27 protein-coding genes are annotated in these 25,143 nt (G+C 62.1%); 12 read left to right on the plus strand and 15 right to left on the minus strand.

Annotation, left to right across the window (positions count from 1 at the left end; translation table 11 throughout):
* Positions 1–146: 146 nt before the first annotated feature.
* Together FNA46_RS19035 and FNA46_RS19040 are read right to left on the minus strand one after the other, a co-directional pair.
* Positions 147–563 (minus strand): endonuclease domain-containing protein, encoded by a 417-nt coding sequence (locus tag FNA46_RS19035; protein ID WP_246103208.1) that lies wholly within the window; start codon positions 561–563, stop codon positions 147–149.
* A 209-nt stretch (positions 564–772) separates the two neighbouring features.
* Positions 773–2,026: a Zn-dependent hydrolase gene (locus tag FNA46_RS19040; protein ID WP_143126791.1), complete on the minus strand. Its 1,254-nt coding sequence runs from the start codon at positions 2,024–2,026 to the stop codon at positions 773–775.
* Between the two features lie 291 nt (positions 2,027–2,317).
* Here FNA46_RS19040 and FNA46_RS19045 point away from each other — a divergent pair, with 291 nt between their 5' ends.
* Complete coding sequence (locus FNA46_RS19045) at positions 2,318–2,950, plus strand: TetR family transcriptional regulator C-terminal domain-containing protein (protein ID WP_143126792.1); 633 nt, start codon at positions 2,318–2,320, stop codon at positions 2,948–2,950.
* A gap of 101 nt (positions 2,951–3,051) precedes the next feature.
* On the plus strand, positions 3,052–3,465 hold the full coding sequence (locus tag FNA46_RS19050; protein WP_143126793.1) for a hypothetical protein: 414 nt from the start codon (positions 3,052–3,054) through the stop codon (positions 3,463–3,465).
* Between the two features lie 38 nt (positions 3,466–3,503).
* Here FNA46_RS19050 and FNA46_RS19055 read toward each other — a convergent pair whose 3' ends face one another.
* Positions 3,504–4,529, minus strand: a complete 1,026-nt coding sequence (locus FNA46_RS19055) for a YeiH family protein (protein WP_143126794.1) — start codon at positions 4,527–4,529, stop codon at positions 3,504–3,506.
* Between the two features lie 109 nt (positions 4,530–4,638).
* Here FNA46_RS19055 and FNA46_RS19060 point away from each other — a divergent pair, with 109 nt between their 5' ends.
* A complete protein-coding gene (locus tag FNA46_RS19060) occupies positions 4,639–5,538 on the plus strand; it encodes a LysR family transcriptional regulator (RefSeq protein ID WP_143126795.1) in 900 nt (299 codons plus the stop codon).
* Positions 5,539–5,565: 27 nt separating this feature from the next.
* Here FNA46_RS19060 and FNA46_RS19065 read toward each other — a convergent pair whose 3' ends face one another.
* The 4 genes from FNA46_RS19065 to FNA46_RS19080 all read right to left on the minus strand — a co-directional run bounded on the left by FNA46_RS19065 (position 5,566) and on the right by FNA46_RS19080 (position 11,342).
* Complete coding sequence (locus FNA46_RS19065; RefSeq protein ID WP_246103209.1) at positions 5,566–6,546, minus strand: GGDEF domain-containing protein; 981 nt, start codon at positions 6,544–6,546, stop codon at positions 5,566–5,568.
* Between the two features lie 531 nt (positions 6,547–7,077).
* The gene (locus tag FNA46_RS19070) at positions 7,078–8,637 is read right to left on the minus strand and encodes a serine hydrolase domain-containing protein (RefSeq protein WP_143126796.1); all 1,560 of its coding nucleotides are present in this window, start codon (positions 8,635–8,637) and stop codon (positions 7,078–7,080) included.
* Between the two features lie 14 nt (positions 8,638–8,651).
* Entirely contained in the window at positions 8,652–9,965 is a 1,314-nt protein-coding gene (preA, locus tag FNA46_RS19075) for an NAD-dependent dihydropyrimidine dehydrogenase subunit PreA (RefSeq protein WP_143126797.1), read from the minus strand.
* A gap of 15 nt (positions 9,966–9,980) precedes the next feature.
* Positions 9,981–11,342, minus strand: a complete 1,362-nt coding sequence (locus FNA46_RS19080) for an NAD(P)-dependent oxidoreductase (protein WP_143126798.1) — start codon at positions 11,340–11,342, stop codon at positions 9,981–9,983.
* Between the two features lie 222 nt (positions 11,343–11,564).
* On the opposite strand from FNA46_RS19080, the gene FNA46_RS19085 reads away from it, so the two are divergent.
* The 5 genes from FNA46_RS19085 to FNA46_RS19105 all read left to right on the plus strand — a co-directional run bounded on the left by FNA46_RS19085 (position 11,565) and on the right by FNA46_RS19105 (position 15,056).
* Complete coding sequence (locus tag FNA46_RS19085; RefSeq protein ID WP_143126799.1) at positions 11,565–11,954, plus strand: DUF2325 domain-containing protein; 390 nt, start codon at positions 11,565–11,567, stop codon at positions 11,952–11,954.
* Complete coding sequence (locus FNA46_RS19090; RefSeq protein WP_143126800.1) at positions 11,951–12,193, plus strand: hypothetical protein; 243 nt, start codon at positions 11,951–11,953, stop codon at positions 12,191–12,193. The genes FNA46_RS19085 and FNA46_RS19090 overlap by 4 nt, the downstream gene beginning before the upstream one ends.
* 115 nt (positions 12,194–12,308) lie before the next feature.
* Positions 12,309–12,701, plus strand: a complete 393-nt coding sequence (locus tag FNA46_RS19095; protein ID WP_143126801.1) for a hypothetical protein — start codon at positions 12,309–12,311, stop codon at positions 12,699–12,701.
* A gap of 50 nt (positions 12,702–12,751) precedes the next feature.
* Complete coding sequence (locus FNA46_RS19100) at positions 12,752–14,296, plus strand: cryptochrome/photolyase family protein (RefSeq protein ID WP_143126802.1); 1,545 nt, start codon at positions 12,752–12,754, stop codon at positions 14,294–14,296.
* 70 nt (positions 14,297–14,366) lie between these two features.
* The gene (locus FNA46_RS19105) at positions 14,367–15,056 is read left to right on the plus strand and encodes an SDR family NAD(P)-dependent oxidoreductase (RefSeq protein WP_143126817.1); all 690 of its coding nucleotides are present in this window, start codon (positions 14,367–14,369) and stop codon (positions 15,054–15,056) included.
* A gap of 3 nt (positions 15,057–15,059) precedes the next feature.
* On the opposite strand, the gene FNA46_RS19110 is transcribed toward FNA46_RS19105, so the two are convergent.
* From FNA46_RS19110 to FNA46_RS19135, 6 genes are all read right to left on the minus strand, one after another.
* Positions 15,060–15,491, minus strand: a complete 432-nt coding sequence (locus FNA46_RS19110) for a DUF3429 domain-containing protein (RefSeq protein ID WP_185969912.1) — start codon at positions 15,489–15,491, stop codon at positions 15,060–15,062.
* 2 nt (positions 15,492–15,493) lie between these two features.
* Positions 15,494–16,489 (minus strand): NAD(P)/FAD-dependent oxidoreductase, encoded by a 996-nt coding sequence (locus FNA46_RS19115; RefSeq protein ID WP_185969913.1) that lies wholly within the window; start codon positions 16,487–16,489, stop codon positions 15,494–15,496.
* The gene (locus tag FNA46_RS19120) at positions 16,486–16,638 is read right to left on the minus strand and encodes a DUF2256 domain-containing protein (RefSeq protein WP_143126805.1); all 153 of its coding nucleotides are present in this window, start codon (positions 16,636–16,638) and stop codon (positions 16,486–16,488) included. Before FNA46_RS19120 ends, FNA46_RS19115 begins: the two co-directional genes overlap by 4 nt.
* A 188-nt stretch (positions 16,639–16,826) precedes the next feature.
* Positions 16,827–17,555 carry a molybdopterin-dependent oxidoreductase gene (locus FNA46_RS19125; RefSeq protein ID WP_143126818.1) on the minus strand — a complete coding sequence of 243 codons (729 nt, stop codon included), beginning with the start codon at positions 17,553–17,555 and terminating at the stop codon, positions 16,827–16,829.
* A 94-nt stretch (positions 17,556–17,649) separates the two neighbouring features.
* Positions 17,650–18,300: a cytochrome b/b6 domain-containing protein gene (locus FNA46_RS19130; protein WP_143126806.1), complete on the minus strand. Its 651-nt coding sequence runs from the start codon at positions 18,298–18,300 to the stop codon at positions 17,650–17,652.
* A gap of 8 nt (positions 18,301–18,308) precedes the next feature.
* Positions 18,309–18,926 carry a hypothetical protein gene (locus FNA46_RS19135; RefSeq protein ID WP_143126807.1) on the minus strand — a complete coding sequence of 206 codons (618 nt, stop codon included), beginning with the start codon at positions 18,924–18,926 and terminating at the stop codon, positions 18,309–18,311.
* Positions 18,927–19,097: 171 nt separating this feature from the next.
* Here FNA46_RS19135 and FNA46_RS19140 point away from each other — a divergent pair, with 171 nt between their 5' ends.
* Positions 19,098–19,763, plus strand: coding sequence for a heavy metal response regulator transcription factor (locus FNA46_RS19140; protein ID WP_143126808.1), 666 nt, complete (start codon positions 19,098–19,100; stop codon positions 19,761–19,763).
* Between the two features lie 2 nt (positions 19,764–19,765).
* On the plus strand, positions 19,766–21,151 hold the full coding sequence (locus FNA46_RS19145) for a heavy metal sensor histidine kinase (protein ID WP_210245901.1): 1,386 nt from the start codon (positions 19,766–19,768) through the stop codon (positions 21,149–21,151).
* Positions 21,152–21,320: 169 nt separating this feature from the next.
* Here FNA46_RS19145 and FNA46_RS19150 read toward each other — a convergent pair whose 3' ends face one another.
* Positions 21,321–22,085 carry a class II aldolase/adducin family protein gene (locus FNA46_RS19150; protein ID WP_143126809.1) on the minus strand — a complete coding sequence of 255 codons (765 nt, stop codon included), beginning with the start codon at positions 22,083–22,085 and terminating at the stop codon, positions 21,321–21,323.
* Entirely contained in the window at positions 22,082–23,218 is a 1,137-nt protein-coding gene (locus FNA46_RS19155) for a TauD/TfdA family dioxygenase (RefSeq protein WP_143126810.1), read from the minus strand. Before FNA46_RS19155 ends, FNA46_RS19150 begins: the two co-directional genes overlap by 4 nt.
* Before the next feature lie 117 nt (positions 23,219–23,335).
* Between FNA46_RS19155 and FNA46_RS19160 the strand changes: the two genes are divergently transcribed.
* Positions 23,336–24,247 carry a LysR substrate-binding domain-containing protein gene (locus FNA46_RS19160; protein WP_143126811.1) on the plus strand — a complete coding sequence of 304 codons (912 nt, stop codon included), beginning with the start codon at positions 23,336–23,338 and terminating at the stop codon, positions 24,245–24,247.
* A 488-nt stretch (positions 24,248–24,735) separates the two neighbouring features.
* Positions 24,736–25,140 (plus strand): hypothetical protein, encoded by a 405-nt coding sequence (locus tag FNA46_RS19165; protein WP_143126812.1) that lies wholly within the window; start codon positions 24,736–24,738, stop codon positions 25,138–25,140.
* The last annotated feature ends 3 nt before the right edge of the window (positions 25,141–25,143 follow it).

Raw genomic sequence — 25,143 nt, forward strand, 5'->3', positions numbered from 1 at the left:
GAGCGATGGGAAAGGGTCTGGGGGCGCAAGGTCAGCAACCAGCGGGGTTAAGCGTGGTCTCTGACGGGACGGCGTGCGCTCTCCCTTCTCCCCTCGGGGAAAAGGTGCCCGAAGGGCGGATGAGGGGGGCGTACAGGCGAGTCGTATCATTTCGCCCTCCGATCTGCCGGCGAAAAACGGATGGTGTTGCAGCCTTCCGTCAGCCGCCCGTCCAGAACCGCCAGAATGGTTTCCAGCACGGCCAGACGCTCTCGCAGCACCTCATGGTTCCAGAAGCGGATGACGGAATAACCCTGGCTGTTCAGCCAGCGGGTCCGAACGATATCATGCAGGCTCTCTGCATGCTGGCTGCCGTCCAGTTCAACGACCAGGCCTTTTTCCCGGCAGAGGAAATCCACAACATAGGGGCCGAGGGGGATCTGGCGGGCAAATTTGTAGCCGCTCAGCCGGCGCGCGCGCAGGTCGCTCCAGAGGTAATGTTCCTCTTCGGTTTCCAGCTGCCGAAGATGTCGGGCATGTTTGGTCTTGCCGGGGCGGCGCTTCGTGACACTTTGCTTGGCCATCCGGGCCGCCCCCTCATCCGACCCTTCGGGCCACCTTCTCCCCGTGGGGGAGAAGGGATGTCTGCCGCTGCCGTTTTCATCCGGCCTGATTGTTCTGCGGGTGGAACGCTCAACGTGTGTTGATGCCGGTGCAACAGGCTCCCTCCCTTCGCCCCACCGGGGAGAAGGTGCCCGAAGGGCGGATGAGGGGGCCAGATGCATCAACACACTCACCCCACGATCTCCGCCGTTTCCACCACCGCATGGAACAGCACGTCGCAGCCGGCGGCGGCCCATTCCTTGGAAATCTCCTCGGCCTCGTTGTGGGAAAGCCCGCCGACGCAGGGGCAGAAGATCATGGTGGAGGGGGCCACCCGGGCGGCCCAGCAGGCATCGTGGCCGGCGCCGGAAATGATGTCCATATGGCTGTAGCCGAGCTTTTCGGCAGCACCGCGCACTCGCTCCACGAGCACAGGATCGAAGGTCACGGGGTCGAAATGGCCGACGGCCTCCACCGAGCAGCCGACGCCGAGGGGTGCGCAGATGTTGGCCGCTTCCGCCTCGATCTTCGCCCGCATGCGATCAAGCTTTTCCTGGGAGGGCGTGCGCAGGTCGACGGTGAACACCACCTTGCCCGGCAGCACATTGCGGGAATTGGGCGAGAAGAACACCTGGCCGACGCCGGCAACGGCGCCCGGCTGTTCCTCCATGGCAACCCCCTGCACCATCTCGATGATGCGCGACAGGGCAAGCCCGGCATTCACCCGCATGGCCATCGGCGTGGAGCCGGTATGGGCCTCCTTGCCGGTGAGGGTGAATTCCAGCCACCAGAGGCCCTGGCAGTGGGTGACGACGCCGATCTGCTTCTGCTCGGCTTCGAGGATCGGGCCCTGCTCGATGTGATACTCGAAATAGGCGTGCATCTTGCGCGCGCCCACCTCTTCCTCGCCCAGCCAGCCGATGCGCTTCAGCTCCTCGCCATAGGTCTTGCCCTCGGGATCCTTGCGGCCATAGGCATAATCGAGGGAGTGCATGCCGGCGAACACGCCGGAGGCCAGCATGGCGGGGGCAAAGCGCGCACCTTCCTCGTTGGCCCAGTTGGTCACGACGATCGGGTGCTTCGTCTTGATGCCGAGGTCGTTCATCGTGCGGATGACCTCAAGCCCGGCCAGCACGCCAAGCACGCCGTCATACTTGCCGCCGGTCGGCTGGGTATCGAGATGGCTGCCCACATAGACGGGCAGCGCATCCGGATCGGTGCCGGGGCGGGTGGCGAACATAGTACCCATCTTGTCGACGCCCATGGTCAGGCCCGCCGCCTTGCACCACGTTTGGAACAGATGGCGGCCCTCGCCATCGGCATCCGTCAGCGTCTGGCGGTTGTTGCCGCCGGCAATGCCGGGGCCGACCTTCGCCATGTCCATCAGGGTTTCCCACAGCCTGTCGCCGTTCACGCGCAGGTTTTCGCCTGGTGCCGCCACCATACGTTCATTCCTTCATCTGTTTCAGCCGGGTGTGCTGATGTCCGGCTGCTGTTCCCTTGGGTCTTCGCGCCATCTTCTTCTGGCTTCGGGCCGCCCTGGGCTTGCCTTCGCTGGATGGGTCATCGATAAATTGACCGATTGGTAAAAGCTTACAATTTCCACGGTGGCACTCAAGCGCAAAATCGTGGAAGCGATGAAAAAATGAACAAGTTTCCGGCAGGCATTCTGCCGGGGTAAATTTTGTGCACGTGCGTTCCGTGCTAGGACACCGACAAGGAGACATGACGGCAGATGATTCCCAGAGCGGCGAAGACGCAGCGGCGCACCCGCATTCAGGAAGAGAAGGAGGAAAAAATCCTCGAGGCGGCGCTCGACGTGTTTTCCGCCTATGGCTTCCGCGGTGCGACCATCGACCAGATCGCCGATGCCGCCGGCATGTCAAAGCCCAACCTGCTCTATTATTTCCGCACCAAGGAGGCGATCCATCGCGCGCTTTTGGACCGCATGCTGTTTACCTGGCTGGAGCCGCTGCGCGCCTTCGATCCGCAGGGCAATCCCGAAAGCGAAATCCGCTCCTACATTCGTCGCAAGCTTGAAATGTCACGGGATTTTCCGCGTGAAAGCCGGCTGTTCGCCAACGAGATCCTGCAGGGCGCGCCGCATATCGAGGATGAGTTGAAGGGCCCGCTAAAGGCGCTGGTGGATGAAAAGGCACAAGTGATTCGCGCCTGGGCAAAAGCGGGGAAGATTGCGCCTTGCGACCCCTATCACCTGATCTTCTCCATCTGGGCGACCACCCAGCATTATGCGGATTTCGATGTGCAGGTGCAGGCGGTTCTGGGTGATAAGGCGGGCGGCGGTCGGTTTGAAGATGCGGCCCGCTTCTTGGAGGATCTGTTCATGCACGGGTTGGCGATTAAATAAAGGTTGCGGCGGGCAGATGGCTGGGCGATGCCTGCGTGTTTGGTGAGCGCACGTATGGTTTCAGTCCGACGCCAGAGCCATGCGTGAAAAAGGGGGCGTATGTGTATCCCACTCTGAGAGTCATTATTCTTTTCACCCTATGCCCTGCCATTCCCGGTTTCAGCTTTGGCGCTTATCTCTGGCTTGGGATATTTTCAGAACATGCTCGGCGGTTTTATCTGCTGGAGGTAATCCAAGCCTTCTTTGCAGCCACGTTTTTAGCGACTTTGGGCGCAATGGCTTTTTATGGTATTCCTGCTTTTATTCTGTCGGTGATCTATGTTTGTTTAAAGCCGCGCAAACGGCTGAAGGATATTGCGCTGATCTCGATAGCAGGTGGATTGACCGCGTTGATGTGGCGGCATTTCGTGCCAATTCCTTCCCATCCAGCCGTTGGCTTTGCCTGTGGTTTTATCAGCTCATTCCTGATGTCGTTTCTTGCCCTGCCTGCTCAGGAGCAGGCTTCCAGTGCGTAGGACACTTGGTATTGCACGCCAATTCGTGGCGCTGTCTTTTAAAACGGCGCCAGCCGGACCATCAGGTAGCCGAAACCGGAGATGAACAGCCAGCCGAATGCCCCCAGCAGCAGCGGGCGCAAACCTTGGGCGGCAAGTTGCTTCATGTGTGTTTGCAGGCCCATGGCGGCAAGCCCGCAAGAGAGCAGGAAGGTGGCGAGCAGATTGCCATGCTGCACCACGGCTTGCGGAATGTGAACCGCGCTATTCAGTGCCACGACCGCCAGAAAGCCGAGCACGAAAAGGGGGAAGGGAGTCGATTCTTGGTTTTGCGCGCCGCTTTTCGGGCTGCGAAACAGGGTTGCCGCCAGTGTCATGACAAGCGGGGCGAGCAGCACGATGCGGGCGAGCTTGGCAATGGTGCCGAACTGGCCCGCTATCTCGCCGCTCTGGAACGTTGCCGCGACCACCTGTGCCACTTCATGGATTGTTGCGCCGGACCAGACCCCGTAGGCCATGGGGCTCAAGTGCAATGGCAGCATCAACAGCGGATAGGCCAGCATGGAGAGTGTGCCGAAAATGGTGACGCAGGCCACCGCATAGGCTACGTCTTCCTCTCTCCCCCGTATGGCGGCATTGGCGGCAATGACGGCGGATGCTCCGCAGACAGAGGTTCCCGCCGCGATCAGGCCGGTGAGGTGGCGATCCACGCCCAGGGCTCTGCCCATCAGGGTTACGGCGATGAAGCTTGCGGCAAGCGTGACGGTGACCGTCAGCAGGCCGGGAAGGCCCAGAGACAGCAGTTGTGGCAGGGTGATCTGCAAGCCCAGCAGCACGATGCCGATCCGCAGCAGCCGCTTGAGCGAAAAGGTGATGCCGCTGTGAAACTGCACGGATGGGCGGCGAATATTGCCGATCACCATGCCCATGACGATAGAAAGAATGAGTGGCGACAGCGTTTGAATGCCGGTTGCTTCACGAAAGAGCATGGCCGTCGCCGCAATGCCGCCGGTCAGCAGCAGGCCCGCAAAGGCTGGGAAGGCGGCGGGTCTCCTGTGATCCACATACTCCGCGCGGCTGACCATGGCGTGCCTCATTGGGTTGACGTTTCGCTGCTTGGCTTATCGCGCGCCGAGAATGATCGTTCCAACAAATTGATCTTGTTATTATGATCGTCTTGATCGATGGTTGGTCATGACCTTCGAGCAGTTGCGCATCTTTCTCGTGGTGGCAGAGCAGCAGCACATGACACGCGCTGCCGAGCATCTGCATCTGACCCAATCCTCCGTCAGCGCCGCCATTGCGGCGCTGGAGGAACGGCATGCGGTGAAGCTGTTCAACCGGGTGGGTCGGGGTATCGAGTTGACGGAGGCTGGCCGCCTGTTTCTGCCCGAAGCGCGCGCCGTGCTGGAACGGGCCGCAGATGCGACGCGGCTTCTGAAGGATCTCTCAGGCGCTCCGGCCGGGCATCTGCTGCTGCATGCCAGCCAGACGGTGGCAAGCTACTGGCTGCCCTCGCGGCTGATGCGCTACCGCGAGCGCTACCCGCAGGTGGCGCTGTCGATGAGTGTCGGTAACACGCGGGCGGCAACCGACGCGGTTCTTGCCGGCCAGGCAGATCTTGCCGTCGTCGAGGGGCGTGTCGATCAGCCGGCGCTCTCGGTCACGCGGGTGGGGGAAGACCGGCTTGTGCTGGTGGTGGGCCGGCGGCACCGCTGGACGAAGGGGCAGGGGCTTTCTCCTGCCGATCTCCTGCAGACCGCCTGGATCCATCGCGAACAGGGATCCGGCACGCGGGCCGCGCTGGAGGAGGAACTTCGCCGTCTGGGCATTGCGCCGGCTGCCCTCGATGTGGCGCTGGAACTGCCCTCGAACGAGGCGGTGATCGCCGCCGTGGAAGCCGGCACCAGTGCTGCCGTGCTCTCCTTCCGCGCGGTGGAGGCGCATCTGGCACAAGGGCGGTTGCGGATGCCGGACTTTCCGATGCCGACACGCCCCTTCTTTCTGCTGCTTCACCGCGAGCGGCACGTGACGCGCGCCATGCGGGCGATGATCGAGATCCTGGGGGAGGCGGCGGAGCCCGAGCAGCGGTGATGGCGGGCAGTGGCGGCCTGTTTTGCGTCAGGGCGCGAGATCCAGCGCGAAAGCCGCCTTGCCGCCGGCCTTGACGCTGTAGAGCGCCCGGTCGGCGCGCAGGAAAATCGCTTCCGGCGTGCTGTCCGGCCGGATCGCTGCGACGCCGATGGAGGCGCTGACCGCCAGCCCGTGGCGTGCCAGAGACACCTGATCATCGAGCAAGTCGGCAACGCGCCGCGTCAGCGCGGTCAGATCCTCCGGCGTCTGCCAGGCATGCAGGATCGCGAATTCATCGCCGCCGAGGCGTGCCCGTGTCAGTGCGTCGGGCGTGGCCTCGGCAAGACGGTCCGCGGTCAGGCGCAGGAAGGCGTCGCCGGCCTGATGCCCCAGCCGGTCATTGACCGCCTTGAACCCGTCGAGATCGATCAGCAGCAGGGCATGCGGCTCGGGCAAGGGGTGCTGGCAGAGATTCCGAAACAGTTCCTCGAACTTGGCGCGGGAGGTCAGCCCCGTCAGGCTGTCGATCTCGGTCATGCGACGGATTTGCTCGAACATCACCTTCTCGGCAGTGATGTCCTGCTTCATGCCGAACAACCGCACCGAATGGCCGTTTATCCGGTCGACGATTGCGGTGATGCGGATCCAGCGCAGATTGCCCTTGGCGGTGGTGATGCGCGCGTCGAGGGTAAAGCCTTCGCCGCTCTCGAGCGCGCGGTCGCGCACGGCCTTCAGGTCCAGCCGCGATTCCGGGGCATAGAGCGAGACAATATAATCCCGGCTGATCTTCGATTGCGGTTCGATCTCGAACAACTCGAACACGGTATCCGTCCAGCGCAGCGTCTCATCCGGCAGGCTGCACTCCCAGATGCCGACCCGGGCCGCCTTGAACGACCGGTCGATCAGCATGTCCAGCTCTCCAAAATCCTCCGACGGCGCCGAATTGCGCAGGATTGGCCGTGATCCGTCCCGAACCTGCCGGTGCGTTTCCAGCCAGGATCGCAGGATATTCGGCATCGACTCCACCATGGAATGCTGATCCAGACCCGTTCCGATAAAGCTTGAGCATAGGAACAGAAGCTTAATCTTCCATTAAGCAATTCTTCAGTCTTATTTTACCAGATCGTCACTTTCGTCGGCAGGCGCTGGAATGGGCCTAGTGTCCATCCATCGCCGGAAGTCTGGATACGGTTTCAAGTGATCCCTCTTGCCGGCGGGGAGACGGTCCGCCGGGCTTTGGCGGAGGTGGGGTGAGGCGGTGTCATTGGTTGCTGCCCCCGCCATCCGCCCTCCGGGCACCTAACCGGGGACGAACCACGGGTCTCGCCCCGTCCTTCGGACCCCCGCTGGGGAGAAGGGAGGTGTGGCGATACTCAGTCTGCAGGTGTAGCATCGTATGATCGCGAAAAGGTTGGCGGTGACGACAATTGGAGTGGTCGCTTTCGGCCCGAAGCGGAAATATGCCGTCGCATAAATCGGTCGCGAAATTCTGGTTTTTGCAACTGAGTTCCGCGATACAAATTCCGTTTAAATTCAAATGAGGTCGATCTGTCGCAAATGTCAGGATCTTCGTAACGCCGCGACAATCGCATGCAGCAGCTTCGCGTTGCTGAAGCCGATATCTTCTCGTGTTAATCCCATGCGTAGGATCACGAGTTTTAGCGAGGGAATGATCGCAATCACCTGGCGCAGATGCCCCTGCATCATGAACGCGTCGTCTGGTAGGGGAAACCCCTGACCCGGTCCTAACCAAAGTTGTCCGCGACCGTAAGCGGGACCATGTCCCTCGTCGGAGGCTTGCACAGGTGAGCGCATGTAGTCGACAAAGTCGCTCGGTAAAAGCTGTTCACCGTTCCAAGCCCCATTCAGACGTAGGAATTCACCGAAGCGCGCCCAATCACGTGCATTGGCGTAGAGATGGGCTTCACCGAGAAATGTGCCAGAAGGATCGGTCTCAAGCACAGCACTGGTCATGCCCAGAGGCTTGAACAATCGTTCCTGCGGAAAAGCTTGTGCGTCTGCCCCAACCGCATCTTGCCAAAGCCGCGCCAGCAGAACCGACGAGCCACTCGAATAATTGAATTTTGTTCCCGGCAGAGCGACAAGAGGCCGGTCTCTCGCGAAAGCCGCCGCATCTTCGGCGAGATCCTCCAATATGTATGTATCGGGAAAATTGCCTTCTTCACTCCATTTTAAGCCGCTTGTCATGGACATCAAATCGGCCACGGAAATGTCCTTGCGTGCATCATTGGCCCATTGCGAGAATAGACTTTTCTGATCGAGCGACAGCTTTCCGTCCTTGATCACCAAGCCGACCAGTGCCGCGTTCACGGTCTTCGTCATTGACCAACCTAGTAATGGTGTCGAAGGCGCGAAACCTGCACCATAGGTTTCACCAACAATGTGCCCATCATGAACGACGACGATCGCGCGCATCCCAGGTCCCTGAAGAGCCGGATCATTCAGCACAGCCAGTAAACGTTTGTCGTCTGACAATTGCACCCCGTCGCCCGCCGGCCAGAGCGCATTTGATGGCTTTGGCGGCAAGGAAATTGCGGCTGCACGAGAGCCGACCCCTTCCGTTGAGTCCAGCGTACAACCTCGTCCCTCTTCGTATCGAGCACGACGTCTGGCGAACAGGCCCATATATGCCACTTCGACACGTTGTCTGCCGGTATCGACGTTGATCCTCATACGTTTGACGGCATCCGATAGCGCAAACTTCACGTCGGTTGCGATAACCGCATCCGCGTCGCGTTTGGCAATGAACACGTTCGCGCAAACCATTTGGGCTGCATAGCCGGTAGCGACCAGCAGCAGATCGGGTGGACTGAAGATCAGCCATCCGGTTATCCCGAAAGATCCAAAAACGATAACCGCGATAATAAAAACGAAGAATTTCCGGATGCGGCGCATATTCCAGGGCCCGCTAATTAAAAAATCGGAATAGAAAGTCGCAAAATTCCCAATTAAAGCGACACTTGTTTTCCTGATTTTTACGACGTCGCAGAATAGGGAGTTTTGCGGCAGGCACAATGGCAGCTGTTGGCGCAAAGCTGCCGACCCGCCCGTCTTACATCCTGCCGAAAGAAGCAGGGCGCCTCGCAGCGCCCCGCCCAATCTCTGACCTCAGCTTACTCCGCCGCCACCTGGGCCATCGGGTTATTCGGGTGCGTGGTCCAATTAGCGTAGGTCGGCTCCACCACCTTGCCGGTGCGCTGGTCGAGCGTGCCGGGCTCCAGCCCCACCATGGTGATGCAGTTTTCGACCGGGCAGACGTTGACGCACAGGTTGCAGCCCACGCATTCGTCTTCCATCACCTCGAAGTGGCGCACGCCATTCACCATGCTGGTGATCGCCTGATGCGAGGTGTCCTCGCAGGCGATGTGGCAGCGGCCGCATTTGATGCAGGCATCCTGGTCGATACGGGCTTTCGCCACATAGTTGAGGTTCAAGTATTTCCAGTCGGTCACGTTCGGCACGGCGCGGCCGCAGATGTCATCCAGCGAGCGGTGGCCCTTCTCGTCCATCCAGTCGGAGAGGCCGGAGATCATTTCCTGCACGATCTTGAAGCCATAGGTCATGGCGGCGGTGCAGACCTGCACGTTGCCGGCCCCCAGCGCCAGAAATTCCGCCGCATCCCGCCAGGTGGTAACGCCGCCGATGCCGGAGATCGGCAGGCCATGGGTTTCGGCATCGCGGGCGATTTCGGAGACCATGTTGAGCGCGATGGGTTTGACGGCCGGGCCGCAATAGCCGCCATGGCTGCCCTTGCCCCCCACGGTCGGCATCGGCGCGAAATTGTCGAGATCAACCGAGGTGATGGAGTTGATCGTGTTGATCAGCGACACCGCATCGGTGCCGCCGCGTTTTGCGGCGCGGGCCGGGTGGCGGATGTCGGTGATGTTCGGGGTCAGCTTGGTAATCACCGGCATGCGGGTGTATTGCTTGCACCAGCGCACGACCATTTCGATATATTCCGGCACCTGGCCGACGGCCGACCCCATGCCGCGCTCGCTCATGCCGTGCGGACAGCCGAAGTTGAGTTCGATGCCATCCGCCCCGGTTTCCTCGACGAGCGGCAGAATGGCCCTCCACTCTTCCTCCACGCAGGGCACCATGATGGAGGCGACCAGCGCCCGGTCCGGCCAGTTCATCTTCACCTGCTTCATTTCCTGCAGGTTCACCTGAAGCGGCCGGTCGGTGATCAACTCGATATTGTTCAGGCCCAGCAGGCGGCGGTCGGCGCCCCAGATCGCACCGTAACGCGGGCCGTTGACGTTGACGACCGGCGGGCCCTCGGAGCCGAGCGTCTTCCAGACCACGCCGCCCCAGCCCGCCTTGAAGGCGCGTTCCACGTTATAGGCCTTGTCGGTCGGTGGCGCAGAGGCCAGCCAGAAGGGGTTCGGCGATTTGATGCCGACGAAATTGTTTCTGATATCAGCCATGGTTCATCTCCCGGTTCAAGCGACGGCCACAGCCGGCTGACCGGCGGAAGCAAAGGCAAGATGAATGGCGTCGGCGGCATCGCGCCCGTGCGCCACGGCGGAAACGGTGAGGTCCTCGCCCCGGTTGACGCAATCGCCACCGGCATAGACCCGGTCCATTGAGGTGCGACAGTGCTCGTCCACCACGATGCGGCCCTTTTCCATGGACAGTGCGCCGAGACCGCTTGCCCGGAACGATTGGCCGATTGCCTTGAAGATCTGGTCCGCGGCAATCACGCCGAGTTCGCCGGTGCCGGTCAGATGGCCGTCGCGCAGCGCGGTATATTCCAGCTCGATGCCGGCAACCGCGCCGTCACGCTCCAGAATGCGCTTCGGTGCCAGCCAGTGGCGGATGGTGACGCCTTTCGAGGCGGCGAGATCCTGCTCGAATTCGGAGGCGTTCATCTGCTCCTTGCCGCGGCGATAGCAGATGGTCACTTCCTCGGCGCCGAGCAGTTTTGCCTGGATGGCGGCATCGATGGCGGTCATGCCGCCGCCGAGCACCACCACGCGCCGGCCGATCGGCACCTCCGCCTTGTCCCTGGCCTGGCGCAGGGCAGCGATGAAATCCACCGCATCCTCGACGCCGGAGAGATCCTCGCCCTCGATGCCGAGGCCATTGACGCCGGCAAGCCCGATACCGAGGAAGACCGCATCATACTGGGTGGTGAGATCCTGCAGCGAAAAATCGCGTCCGAGCGCCATGCCGTTGCGGATTTCGATACCGCCGATGGCGAGCAGATAATCCACTTCCTTCTGGGCAAAATCGTTCGGCGCCTTGTAGCTGGCGATCCCGTATTCGTTGAGGCCGCCGGCCTTTTCCCGCGCATCGAAGATCACCACGGAATGGCCGTTCATGGCCAGCCGATGGGCGCAGGCAAGACCCGCGGGGCCTGCCCCCACCACGGCGATCAATTTGCCGGTTTCGGCGGCGCGGTGGAAAAACTGGCGACCCTGTTCCATCGCGATGTCTGTGGCATAGCGTTGCAGCCGGCCGATATCGACGGGCCTGTCTTCGGCCGTGTTGCGCACGCAGGCCTGCTCGCACAGCGTTTCGGTGGGACAGACGCGGGCACACATGCCGCCCAGAATGTTCTGGGAGAAGATGGTGCGGGCAGCGCCCAGCGGATTTGCCGTCGAGATCTGCCGGATGAATAGCGGAATGTCGATTTCGGTCGGACAGGCCGTCATGCACGGCGCGTCATGACAGAAATAGCATCGGTCGGATGCCACCAGCGCCTCATGCTTGTCGAAGCGCGGATGAAGGTCTGAAAAATTCGTTTCGTACTCCGCGGGCGCCAGACGGCCCCCCGCGATACCGCTTCCCAGTCTGTGCATGTTGCTTCCCTCTTTTATGGATTTCTATGCAACTGGCCGAGCGTAACACGGGATAAATATTTATCAAACGGTCAAATTTTCGTCTTGCGCTTCGTCAGGTCCGGCCTGAAATTTCCTGATTGGAATGCTCAAGTTTATACTTTACTCGATTTGTCATGTTAATTATGGTGCCCGCCAACCCGCCCTTGAAGGGCATGACTCGGACGACAGGGAAGACGAGCCGTGGCGAAGAAGGACAAGCGCAAGCCGGAACAGAAGACGCGCGCCAGCGAGGAGGCGGCGAGGACGCAGAGCCAGCGCGGCGTGAGAAGCTTTCTCTATGTCGGCGGGCGCGATTGCCAGGTGGCGCATCTGCGCGAGATCGCCAGCAATTTCGGCGCGGAACTGATCCACCACGATGGCGGTCTGCGCGAAGCGGTGTCGCGCATCGATACGCTGCTGCCCTCCGTCGACTGCGTGTTCTGCCCCATCGACTGTATCAGCCATGATGCGTGTCTGAGGGTGAAGACCGGCTGCAAGAAGTTTTCCAAGGCCTTCATCCCGCTGCGCAACGGGTCCAAATCCAGTCTGGAGCGCGCGCTGCAGACCATGAGCGAACGGAATGCCGAATGATGAACGACGATCAGCCCGACCGGTCCCTTTTCATCGGCCTGCACAAGCTGGCGCAGCAGAATGGCGACGGGCTTGTGCCGGAACTTTATGATCTGCTGACCCGCCGCCCGGACGAACTGCCGGAAGGCAATGGCATCCTGCGCTTTCCCATTGGCCGCACAAGGCCTGCCGGGCAGGCGCACGGAGAGGCGGAAATCGCCTTCGAAGGCAAGGTGATCGCCCTGCGCAGGCCAGCCTGAAATATGCTGATTTCCTATCCTAAATACAAGAAATAACGTCTATTTTAGGTAGATGAAAACTACCAGTTGATTACCTGCTGCATCGGCGTAGCCTCATCTTCGGGAGGACCGTCCGATGTGGCAGGCAACCGTGTTTCTCGTCGCAGCCCTTTCGACACCGCAGGTCGCACCCGCCGCGGAGCCCCAGGATCCGCGCGGCATCTTCGCCGCCTATGCCGTCTTCATGGTCGCCAATGCAAACTGCCCGGATCTGCATTTCAGCGCCGGGCGGCTGCACAAGGCGATGTTTGTGGTCGGTGGCCAGATGAGCTGGGTGGATCGGCGCATCCGCCAGCAGGCGGAGGCGCATATCGCGGCCAATGTCCAGGCTTTTGCCGACAATGCCGATGCCTTCTGCCGGCAGGCGCGCATGATGGTGGAGGCGCTCGGGCCGGCGAAACTTGCAGCGGAGGGTCTGCTGCTGGGCAGCCCGAAGCCGGTCAACCGGGCCGGCCTGCCGATCCGTTGAGGCGACGGCCACGTAAGGGCAGGCAAGATCCCCTGCACCGGACCCGTCTGATGCCGACCCGCCATCTCATTCTCGTTCTCGGCGACCAGCTGAGCCTCACTCTGACCAGCCTCGCCGATGCCGATCCGGCGCGCGATGTCGTCCTGATGGCGGAGGTGCTGCAGGAGGCGACCTATGTGCGTCACCACAAGCAGAAGATTGCCTTCATCTTTTCCGCCATGCGCCATTTCGCGGATGAACTGCGTGGCAAGGGGTTCGACGTCCGTTACGTGACGCTCGACGATCCGGACAATGCCGGCTCGCTCGGCGCGGAGGTTGTGCGTGCGGTCGAGGCGCTTCGGCCGCAGGCGGTGATCGTCACCGAAGCCGGCGAATGGCGGCTGATGGAGGAGATGAGGGGCTGGCGGCAGGACTTCGGACTGCCGGTGGAGATCCGCCCGGATGACCGCTTCCTCTGTTCGCATGCCGAGTTCCGACACTGGGCCGCGGGCCGCCGCGAACTGACGATGGAATTTTTCTATCGCGAGATGCGCCGCAAGACCGGGCTTCTGATGGAGGGCGAGCAGCCGGCCGGCGGCCGCTGGAATTTCGACGCGGAAAACCGCAAGCCGGCCAGCCCCGATCTTTTGCGCCCGAAGCGCCGGCGGATCGAACCGGATGCCGTTACCCGCGCCGTGCTTGCCATGGTCGAGGCGCGGTTTCCCGATCACATCGGCCGGCTGGACCATTTCGGGTTTGCCGTGACCCGGGCAGAGGCCGAGGCGCTGCAGGAGGCCTTCCTGGAAAACCACCTGTCGCAGTTCGGTGCGACCCAGGATGCGATGCTGGCAAGCGATCCCTTCCTCAATCATGCGCTTCTCTCCTTCTACATCAATATCGGCCTTCTCGATCCGCTGGCGGTCTGCCGGGCGGCGGAGCGGGTCTGGCTGGAAGGGCGCGCGCCGCTCAATGCGGTGGAAGGCTTCATTCGCCAGATCATCGGCTGGCGCGAATATGTGCGCGGCGTCTACTGGCTGAAGATGCCCGCCTATCGCGACAGCAATTTTCTGGAGGCAAGCCGTGCGCTGCCGGCCTTCTTCTGGACGGCGCAAACCGACATGGCCTGCCTTTCCACGGTGATCGGCGAGACCATCGACCATGCCTATGCGCACCATATCCAGCGCCTGATGGTGACAGGCAATTTTGCGCTTCTGGCCGGGCTTCTGCCGCAGGCCGTGCATGAATGGTATCTGGAGGTCTATGCCGATGCTTATGAATGGGTGGAACTGCCCAACGTCATCGGCATGAGCCTGTTTGCCGATGGCGGCGTGCTGGGCTCCAAGCCCTATGCGGCAAGCGGCAATTACATCTCGAAGATGTCCGACTACTGCCGGACCTGCCGCTATGACGTGAAGGTAAAGACCGGCGAGGGGGCGTGTCCCTTCAACACCCTCTACTGGGATTTTCTCGATCGCAATGGCGAGAAGCTGGCCGGCAATCATCGGCTGGCCCAGCCCTACGCCACCTGGCGGCGGATGAGCGAGGCGCAGCGACAGGCCTATCGGCAAAGTGCCGCGCGCTTTCTGGCGCGGCTCGATGCCGGCGAGCGGGTGTGACGGAAAACCGTTCGTCACCTGACTGCGTAGTTCCCTCCATTAAGGCAGGAGGACGAGACCGATGACCCTGATGACATCCCTTCCGCAAGGCTACCGCGCACTGGTGATCGGCGCGAGCGGAGGTATCGGCAGCGCGGTGGCTGCGGTGCTGCAGGCCGATACGGCCTGTGGCGAGCTGCTCAGCCTGTCGCGCAGAATCGACGGGTTCGACGTGACGCAGGAGGATAGCGTCGCGGCCGCCGCCGAACGTCTGACGGGTGAATTCCACCTGATCTTCTGCGCCACCGGCGGGCTCACCATCGATGGCGTCGGTCCGGAGAAATCGCTGCGGCAGATTTCCGCCGACGCCATGATGAAGCAGTTTGCGCTGAATGCCCTTGGCACCGCGCTGGTGACCAAGCATCTTGCGCCGAAGCTTGCGCGCAAGGAGCGGGCGCTGATGGCCTTCCTGTCGGCCCGCGTCGGCTCGATCGGCGACAACCATCTGGGCGGCTGGATGTCCTACCGCGCCTCCAAAGCGGCGCTGAACCAGATCGTCCGCACCGCCTCCATCGAGCTTGCCCGCAGCCACCCGCTGTCGGTGCTGCTCGCGCTGCATCCCGGTACGGTCGCAACCTCGCTGTCGGAAAAATACTCCGGCAATCACGCCCGCACCGAACCGGTGGAAAGCGCGCGCGCCATGCTGTCCGTTCTCAATGGCCGCGAGGCTGCGGAGACGGGGCGCTTCTACGCCTATGATGGTCAGCCGATCGAATGGTGAGGCTCAGCCCAGCACGATGCGGACGGCATAGGCGAGGCAGACAATCCCGGTGATGCGCAGCCGCAGCTGCCAGTACCAAGACTGTTCCAGACCCTGACCGGCGAGGTGTCGGTCGACGGCGAGGAGGCCGAGGAAGGCGCAGAACTGCACGGCAAGCGCAATCTCGCCGGGTGACAGCAGCAGTGAGGCCCAGGCTGCAAGTGCGAGCACATTGCTGGCAATCAGCGGCGCGACCGGCACCTCGTCATCCCGCTGAACCAGACCCCACAGCGTGCCGGCCATGAAGCCCGCAATCACCGCGCCATAGGCGAGGAAGGCAGAGAGCCGCGCCGCCGCATCGAAGAACGGCAGGCCGGGCACCATAAGAATGAGGAAGGGCAGGGCGCCGGCATAGGTGAGGCTTCGTGTAAGCGGTCGGGAGAGGGCAGTGGACATGATCAGCATCCCTTCGCAAGCTGGGGTTCCATCACGTCGGCAAGCGCCGTGGCGCTGAGGAAGGCGGCTTCCACCCGGTTGCCGACGCACCAGTCACCGCAGGCCGCAAGCCCGAGACCATTATCCAGCAGGAAGGGCTGGCCGAGCGGCGTTTCCACATTCGCATAGCGCCAGCGGTGAATGTCGATCGCCAGAACCGCGTCCCAGTCAAAATCCGCACACAACGTCCGGCACGCGGCCATCATGCTGTCGCGCACCGTCTCCAGCGGCGCCTCCAGATGCTGGTCGGCCCAGCGATTGTTGGCATGGACGACGAGCGCCGGTGCTGTGTCGCGGTCCGGCTTGCCATGATTGGCGGCGATCCAGCTGATCACCGGATGTTCCACCTGCGCGGCTTCCGCGGGCGGCAGCGTGCCCTCTTTCAGTGTCAGCATCAGGGTGAAGCAGCCATTCATCCGCACGCCGTCGAGTGCTTCAAGATCCGCCGCGGCAAAGGGCATCAACTGGCGTGTCTGCGGGGCAGGTGCCGTGGCAACCACGCGGTCGAAGGGGCCGAAGGTCCTGTCCTTCGTCGCCAGGTGCCAGCCATCGCCTGTCTTCTGAAGCGCGAGGATCTGACAGCCAAGCCGCAGATCGAGCCCCTCGGCCAGCGCCTTCGGCAGCGCCGTCATTGCGGGAACCCCGACGAACCGCGGCGCGCGATCGGCCAGCCGCTCCGATGCCCCATCTGCGCCAATCCGCATCAGGGCTGCCGCCCAGGCCTGCACCTGACCGGCCTCGAGATACGGCTCGAGAGCGGTGTGGAACCGGCTGTCGCGAATGGTGAAATACTGTGCGCCGTGATCGAAAGCCGTCGTTTCCGTGCGCCTCGTGGCCAGACGCCCGCCTGTTCCGCGGCTTTTGTCAAACACCGTTACCCGCGCCGTCGCGCTCAGCCGCCGTGCCAGCGTCAGGCCTGCCATGCCGGCGCCGATGATTGCAACGGACGGCTTCGTCATCGCGCGTTCCCCCGGCTTCGGCGGCAGCGCTCCGAGCAATACTTCACCGTTGCCCAGTCCCGCTCCCATTTCTTGCGCCAGACAAAGGGGCGCAGACAGGCGACACAGGTCTTGCTCGGCAAATCCGCTTTCTTCACACCCGCAGGCATGCTGCCTCCATTATCACACGTCTGTGATTACGCGGCGACGAGGGGAGTGGATCAGCAGAAGAGGGACAGGAAATCGCGCGCTACGTCATTCCATGTCTGCCAACATCTCCGCGGGTTTCCGGGGTGTCAGGGGGTTAAGCGCATCAGGCTGCATCGCTGACGGTCCGTTCCAGCCTGTTATCCGCCGGTCACAGCCCGCTGAACCAGTTGTAGCCCTGGTCCTCCCAGTAGCCGCCGGGATAATCGTTGGTGACGAAGATCTCGACGATATGCTTCGGGTTCTTGAAGCCGAGCTTCGTCGGGATCCGCAATTTCACGGGCGAGCCGTATTTCAGCGGCAACGGATCATTGCGGAAGTCGAGCGCCAGAATGGTCTGCGGATGCAGCGCGCTCGGCATGTCGATGCTGGAATAGTAGCGGTCGGCGCATTTGAAGCCCACATAGTTTGCGGTGAGATCCGCGCCGATGCGTTGCAGAAACAGGCCGAGCGGGACGCCGCTCCACTGGCCGATGGCGCTCCAGCCCTCGATGCAGATATGCTGGGTGATCTGCGCGGCCTGCGGCAGGCGCCGCAGATCCTCCAGGCGCCAGGCAGCCTTGTTGTCAACCCGTCCGGACACGGTCAGCCGGTAGTCCGAAAGGTCGATGTCTGGAACGCTGTCTTCCGCATAGAAGGCGTTGAACGGGAAGGGGTCGGTGATATCATCCAGCCGGAAGGTGGGGGCCAGTCGATGGGGGTCGAACAGGAAGGCCTGGACGCGGTCATTCCAGCGCGACATGGCCCAGAGCGCCCTGTCGACCGCCGTATCGTCCTGCAGATTGCAGCCGGTCAGCATGGTCAGCGCCCCGAGCGACAGGCCCTGGCGGAAGAAGAGGCGGCGGCTGACATTCTCCAGCTGCCTGCGGTGATCCTTCATGACGATGCCTGGCGGCGTGCGGCGAGGCTGGGACGGCTGCTTGCCCGCGCTGCCGGAAAAAGGTTCGGAAGCAGGCTTGTGATCACGTTTGGGATCAGGCTTGTCCATCGCGGCCCGGCTCCTTCTTCTTGTCGAAAATCGATGTGCCCACACTCATCGACAGCAGGGTGCGGGGGACGATCGCGACCATCGCCACATGGATGAAGACGAAGCCGAGAAGTCCCGCCATGCCGGCGAAATGCACCACGCGCGTGGTGGCGAAACCGCCAAACAGCGTCGTCAGCCAGTGAAATTGGACAGGCTTCCAAAGCGCGAGACCGGACGCCACCATCAGCACGCCGAGCAGGAGCGCTCCGAGATACATCAGCTTCTGGATGGCATTGTAGTCCCCGCTCTGGTGCTGAAGCCTGAAGGCCAGCGCCTGCCGCAGATCGCGCAGCACGTCACGGGGGCCGACCTTCAGCAGGCGCGCGCGGAGATAACCGCTTGCACTTCCGAACAGCAGATAGGCAAGCCCGTTGCCGATCAGCAGCCACATCACGGCGAAGTGCCATACGGTCGATCCGCCAAGCCAGCCGCCCAGCGTCACGGCCTCCGGAAACCTGAAGGGCAGGATGGGATGGGCATTGTAGATGCCCATCCCGCTCATGACCATGCAGACCATGGCGAAGACGTTGATCCAGTGCGTGACGCGGATCACGCCGGGATGTGCCGTGCGACCGGACCAGCGGTTCTCCCTCTGCATCGCACACCTCACATCGGCGGCGCGATGCCGTTGGCACCGACACTGACCGACAGCGCCGTCAGCGATCCATCGTCCGCCTTCGTCGCCAGGATGACCAGCTTGGCGCCGGAGGCGATCAGCGAACGGTCGCCCGGCTCGATGCTGACAACGGGAACATCGGCCGGCACGAACACCTTCTTCTCGCCGTTCTTGTACTTGACGGTCAGCGTGCGGCCATCTGAACCGACAATGCTGCCGACGGCGCCATTCGTCATGGACGTGTCCTTGCCGCTGTCCCAGGGACGCGTGCCTTCGCCCGCGCCGCGCATGGAGGCCGGGAAGATATGCACTTCCAGCGCCTTCAGCGTGCCGTCCGGCTGCGGCGCGGCCGCGGTGCCGATATAGCTGTCCGGCTTGATGGCGGACAGATCGGTCAGCACCACCGAGGCGACCTTGGTGTCTGCCGAAAGCTTGACGGCAACATCCTTGCCGTCGCGGGTCTTGACCTCTATGCCATCGGATGTGACGGCGGTGATCGCGCCGCGGATGCGGACGGGATCGGCAGCGTTGGCGACGCCGGCTGCGGCTGCGGAAAGGGCAAGCGTCAAGACGGCGGATTGCAGGGAGGATTTCATGGACAGGCGCATAGGGGCCAACTCCGCTTCCTGTTGATGGGAACGTCGTGACGCTAGCGCTTTGCCCGGCTCCGGAACGTGACGCCGGAATGACAATTTTGTCATTCACGGTTCAGCAAAAAGACCCCGATAGGCTGCTAGAAAATGCGGCATACTGAATGCGCGCGATAGGGCTTGTGCGACGTGGCGATCCTCATCATCGAAGACGATCCGAAAACGGGAGACTATTTGCGCAAAGGCTTGCGGGAATGCGGCTATTCCGTCGATCTTGCCCGCACGGGCACCGATGGCGTGCACATGGCGATGCAGCAGTCCTATGATCTGGTGGTTCTCGACGTGATGCTTCCCGGCATGGACGGATGGGAGGTCATTCACCGGATCCGCGAGCGCGGCGATATGCCGGTCGTGTTTCTCTCCGCGCGCGACGATGTCAGTGACCGCATTCGCGGCCTTCGCCTCGGCGCCGATGACTATCTGGTGAAGCCGTTCTCCTTTGTCGAGCTGGAACTCAGGATCCGTACCATTCTGAGGCGCGGGATCGTGCGCGAAAGCGATGTCTTCGAAGCCGCGGATCTGCGTCTCGACGTGCTGCGCCGCAAGGTAACGCGTGACGGTGTCGAGATTGCGCTAACCAACAAGGAGTTCATGCTGCTGCATCTGCTCATGAAGCGGCAGGGCGAGGTGCTGTCACGCACGCAGATCGCCTCCGAGGTCTGGGACATGAACTTCGACAGCGACACGAATGTCGTCGATGTCGCGGTGAAGCGATTGCGCGCCAAGATCGACGGCCCCTTCCAGCAGAAGCTCATTTCGACGATCCGCAGCGTCGGATACAGCCTGAGCGCCTGAGCATGATGCGGTTGCGGCTTCACCTGAACTCGCTGATCGTCAGGCTTCTTCTCGCCTGCATCGGTGTCCTCTGTCTTCTGACGGGCGCGCTCGGCACCTATTTCTATCACTCGGTCAGGCTGGCGCAGGAGCATCGCATCGAGACGGTTCTCTCCGGCCGCGCAGCCTATTTTGCGAGGCTCGTCAGCGAGATGTACCCGCTGGAGGAGTTGAAGGAGCGTCCCCTGCTGGTGGCGCGGATGCTGGGGGCCGAGCGGGACGTGCTCGCTTTCCGCCATTCCTCCGGGGATCCGGTGATCGAGGTCAACCCGGATCGGCTTCCGCTTCCGCCTGTCTTGGATGCCGAAAGGCCTCTGATCCGGCAGACGGTGACGACAGATGGCGTCGAGGTCTACTGGGCCTCCGTGCGCACGCGGGCGCTGACGACCAACGACACGATCGACGTGCTGGTCGGCCATCCCATGAGCGAAGAGCGCGCCATGCTGGCCACTTTTCGCGACCGTTTCTTCATGGCGACCCTTGCGGGCGTGGCGATGGCCGCGGCCATCGCCTTCTGCCTTCTGAAACGCGGCCTGCAGCCCGTACACCAGATGGCGACCCGGGCGGCGGAGGTGCATCCGGGTCAGTTGCATGTGCGGCTGGACGTGAAGACCGCACCGAGCGAGCTGCGGGCGCTTGCCGCGGCCTTCAACGCCATGCTGGACCGGCTCGCGGATGGCTATCAGCGGCTGTCGCAGTTCTCTGCCGATCTTGCGCATGAAATCCGCACGCCGCTCGGCATTCTCATCGGGCAGACGCAGGTCACGCTCGTCCAGCCGCGATCGCCAGAGGAATATCGGGCCATTCTGGAATCGAACCTCGAGGAATTCGAGAGCCTGAACAGGCTCTCGGAAAACATGCTGTTTCTGGCGCGCGCCGATGAGGGGCGCCAGCAGGTGGAGCGCTCCACGATCGATCTCGATCGCGAACTCGGCAAGATCCTCGACTACTTCGAGGGTTTGGCGCTGGAGCGCGACATGGCGTTCAGCCTGGAGGCGTCCGGCACCGCCAGCGCCAGTGCAGATCTGTTCCGGCGCGCCATCGGCAATCTGATCGTCAATGCGATCCGGCATGGCCGGGAAGGCACCACTATCCGGATACGGGCCGATGCCTCCGAAGGTCAGGCGACGGTGCACGTCATCAATGCCGTGGACGATCTTTCCTCCGTTCAACTGCATCGCCTGTTCGACCGCTTCTACCAGGCCGACCAGGCGCGCAGCGGCAATTCAGCCTCGCATGGGCTGGGGCTCGCCATCGTTGATGCGATCATGCGCCTGCATGGCGGCTCCGCCGAGGTGAGCTGCCCGCAGGCGGGAGAGATCCGCTTCCGCCTTGTTTTTCCGGGTTAGGTATCCTCCGGCTTCGGCCATTTGCGACATGATGCCGGATGCAGTCGAAAGTGACGACCGATTGGCATTACGGCCGGAAGTGAAAATCCGATTCAGGCTGATTTCATCCCGCGACACTTGTCCGAGGGGCAGGACCCACCTGGAACCGCAATGACAGGATCTACTGTTGTCAGTCCCGCCAGGCCGGATCGTCCTTGTCGAGGCAGGATTTCAGATAGGCGAAGTGCTTCTCCGCCATGCCGCGATAGGGAACCCAGCCGTCCGCCGTCCCTTGCGCGATCTCGTCTGACAGCACCGCCAGCGGTTTGCCGGTCGACAGCGCCAGCACCATCGTCTGCGCTGCCTTCTCGAAGAAATAGAGGTCCTCGAAGGCATCGGCCACCGTCTCGCCCGCGATGGAGACGCCATGATTGCCCATCACAAGCACCGCCTTGCCACGGATCATCTCCGCCAGACGCTCGCCTTCTTCCGCCGCATCGGCGATCCCGCCGAAGGACAGGTCATAGCCAATTCTCCCGAAGAAGCGCGCCGTGTTGTTGTCTAGCGGCAGAAGCGTCGGGTCCTTCAGGCAGGAGAGCGCCACTGCGTAAGGCGAGTGGCAATGCAGGATGACCCGCGCCTCCGGCAGCATCCGGTGCAGCGTGCCGTGCACGGTCCAGGCCGACGGGTCCGGCGCATCGGGGCCGTTCATCACCCCGGGATCGTCGGCATCGAGCAAGAGCAGGTCGCTCGCCTTGATCGTGGCAAAATGCTGCCAGCGCGGATTGAGCAGGAATTTCCGCCCATTGGTCGAAACGGCCGCGCTGAAATGGTTGCCGACCGACTCGCTCCAGCCGAAGCGATGACAGAGCCGGAAGGCGGCTGCGAGGTCCTGACGCAGCGCTTTCAGCGCTGCGTCGTCGAGGATGTCGTTTCCGGAAGCGGCGATATTCATGCCTTGAACCGCCCTTCGGTCGTCAGCGCCCGGTAGGTCGAGCGCATCTCTTCGCGGTCGGCATAGCAGCCGCGCAGATAGCGGTCGCCGCTGGTGGCCGAATAGGCGAGCCGCCCATGCACGATGCGGTGGTTGTCGAACACCATGCATTCGCCGGCCTTCATCAGGAAGCGCATCATGAACTTGTCGTCCTGCAGCATCTTTCCGAAGCGGCAGAAGGCCGGGTAATAATCGTCGAGCACGGTCTGCGGCAGGTCGAACAGGTCGGCCATGTGCTGGCTGATCGTCAGGCCCGAGACTTCGCCGTGCTTGTCCAGTTCGATCACCCGCTGCCGCGAGCGCATGTCATAGGTGTCGTGTTCGCAATAGAAGGGAATGTCGATTTCCGACAGAAGCTTGAAACCCTCCGGATCGATCTCGCGGAAGGCGTTCGCCACCGCCACGCCGTCCGAATAGATGCTGAGGCCGCCCTCGACGCTGTTGGCCCGGCAATGCAGGAACTGAACGCCCGGCGCATGTTCTTCCGCCGGCGTATCGGTGTGCAGCTCCAGCGCCTTTGCGGTATAGGCCGTGTTCGTCGGGTTGATGTGCGTCTTCACGTCGAAATATTCGCCGAAGAAGGTCGGCCGCACATGCCCCATGAGCTTCACGGTGTCGGTCAGCCCCTGATCGTTGTCCGGCATGTCGGTCACGATTGTCAGCCCCTCGACGATCATCGCCTCAAGCCACTGCGCCACCTTGGCCGGATCGCGCATCAGTTCCGGCTGGGAGAAGCGGGCGATATGAGGGTAATGGTCGCTGAACCACGCCTTGCGCCGCAGGTCGGCCGGGTCGGCCCGGTGTTTGCCTTCGGCATATTGCGACAAGAGCGCCAGAGGGAAGCGCGAGACGTGGTTCTCGCCCGCCCAGCGGATCACCAGAGTTCCGTTCTCGATCTCGGCGCCCTCAGCGCGAGGTGCTGCCGACAGATGGAAGATGTCGAAGCTGCGCTCGCGCGTGACGCTGTCAAAGGAGGAAGGGCAATTGTCGCGCAGCCAGTAATAGTTGAAATAGGCCACTTTCCCCTCGGAAAGTGGCAGGTGAAGTCCTTTCTCTGCCAGGGTCACATCGCCTGTTGCAACATGCATGTTCATCATCAATTTCCTTAACTTGGGGCGGTGGAAAATTGGATCTGTTTTGACGATCATCATTCGCCTTCCCAGGGGAGGCCAGAGCGATTATGCTAATTCTAGGTTAAGCTGGAGATTAAGTTGATCCGCCTGCCGCCTCTGCGCCTCCTCACCACGTTCGAAACGTTTGCCCGGCTTGGCTCCATGCGCGAGGCGGCGACAGCGCTGAACGTCACCCAGCCCGCGGTGACGCAGGCGCTGAAGGCGCTGGAGGATCATGTCGGCGCCGTCCTGATCGACCGCACGACACGGCCGGCCAGGCTCACAGAAACCGGCCAGCAGCTCGCTCGCGCCACAAGAGACGGCCTCGACCTGATCGTCGATACCATCGAGGAGATCCGCATCAGCACGGGCCGCGAAGATCAGCGCTTGACCGTCGCCTGCACCATGGGGCTTGCCACCCACTGGTTGATGCCGCGCCTCAGCGATTTCTACGCTCTCCATCCCGGCTACGTCGTCAATGTCCAGGTTCCGCCCACGGACCTGCCTCAGATGTGGCCCGGCACAGACCTCGTCCTGCGTTACGGTCGCGGCACCTGGACCGATGGTACGACGTTGCGCCTCTTCAACGAGACCGTCTGCCCCGTCGGTCGGCCGGCTTTGGTCGATAGCCTGCTGGCAAGAGGCGAGGGGCTGGAAATCGCCCCGCTCATCCATGTTCGCACCGTCGAGGCACGCCATTGGGAAGGCTGGACGGATTATCTTGGCAGACGCGGCCTGCCCAAGCCGAAAGGGCCGGGGCACATCTTCGACAACTACGTCCAGGCCGTGCAGGCGGCCCTGGACGGTCGCGGCCTGATGCTCGGCTGGCGTTCGATCACGGATGCCCTTGTCTCCGACGGCAGCCTCAAAGCATGGCCCGACGGCGCCCTCGATCTTGGCACCGCCTATTTCGCCACTGTTGCCCCGGCTGCGGCGAAGCGCCCGGCGGTCCAGGCATTCGTCGAGTGGGTCCGATGCGTCTCCGAGCAGAGCAAGGCAATTAAACTGTAGCGATTATTGACGTTATGACGAACAAGATGAATGGCGCCACAGACTTAACATCCATGGAGCAACAGGGAGAGCTATCCGCGGAAAACTGGGCAGGTTACATGCGCGGCCTTCGGCGCATCAACACGGCGGCATGCCGGAAATATTCTCCGTCGCCACATAAGCGCGGATTCATGATTTCTGAAATCATTAGCATTTTCAGGCTTTCCGCACACATTAATCCGCACTGTGACCCCATAAACGCGGATTAGGACTGCCCCTGAAGGCATAAGTGCGGATTCGATTTTCGGGTCAGAAACGACCGAATCTCAGTGGTAAAAACGATGGTCGAAGCGGCGACATCAAGCAAGTCTCCGTCGACCATTTATTCGTGGCGCGCAGTCCGCTTCTTCAACATTGAGTCCTTGAGTTGCCAGTAATGACGCGCATAGAATATGTGCGACTCGACATCGTCAGGGAATGCAACGCGTCGTGTTCGGGGCGGGGGAAACATGATCACCATAGGCATTCGGGCGGCTCCGAAGGTTGTCACCTTCGCGATCTACGACGCCGACGAACAGGCCATCATCAACGTCGAAGAGATTAAGATCCCTGCCGCGTTCGAAACCCCGGCGGCCTTGAAGTATGTCCGCTCGAATCTTCTCGACGTCCTTCGCGAGTACAAGGTCGAGCGCGCTGGGGTCCGAGTGACGGAAGGAATGGCCACCCCAAACATCGAGCGCATCCAGATCGAGGGCGTCATCCTCGAGGCCTTCGCCAGCAGCGAGCTGCGCTCCTACTATGTCGGACAGATCGCGTCGATCTCGAAAAGGCTCGGCATCGACCGGGAAGATTTCAAGCCATTCGCGGACGGCAAGAAGGATCCAGGTGTCGAGAACTGTGACCTGCTCCCCTGATTG

The sequence above is a fragment of the Affinirhizobium straminoryzae genome, assembly GCF_007004135.1.
Lineage (GTDB): Bacteria > Pseudomonadota > Alphaproteobacteria > Rhizobiales > Rhizobiaceae > Neorhizobium > Neorhizobium straminoryzae.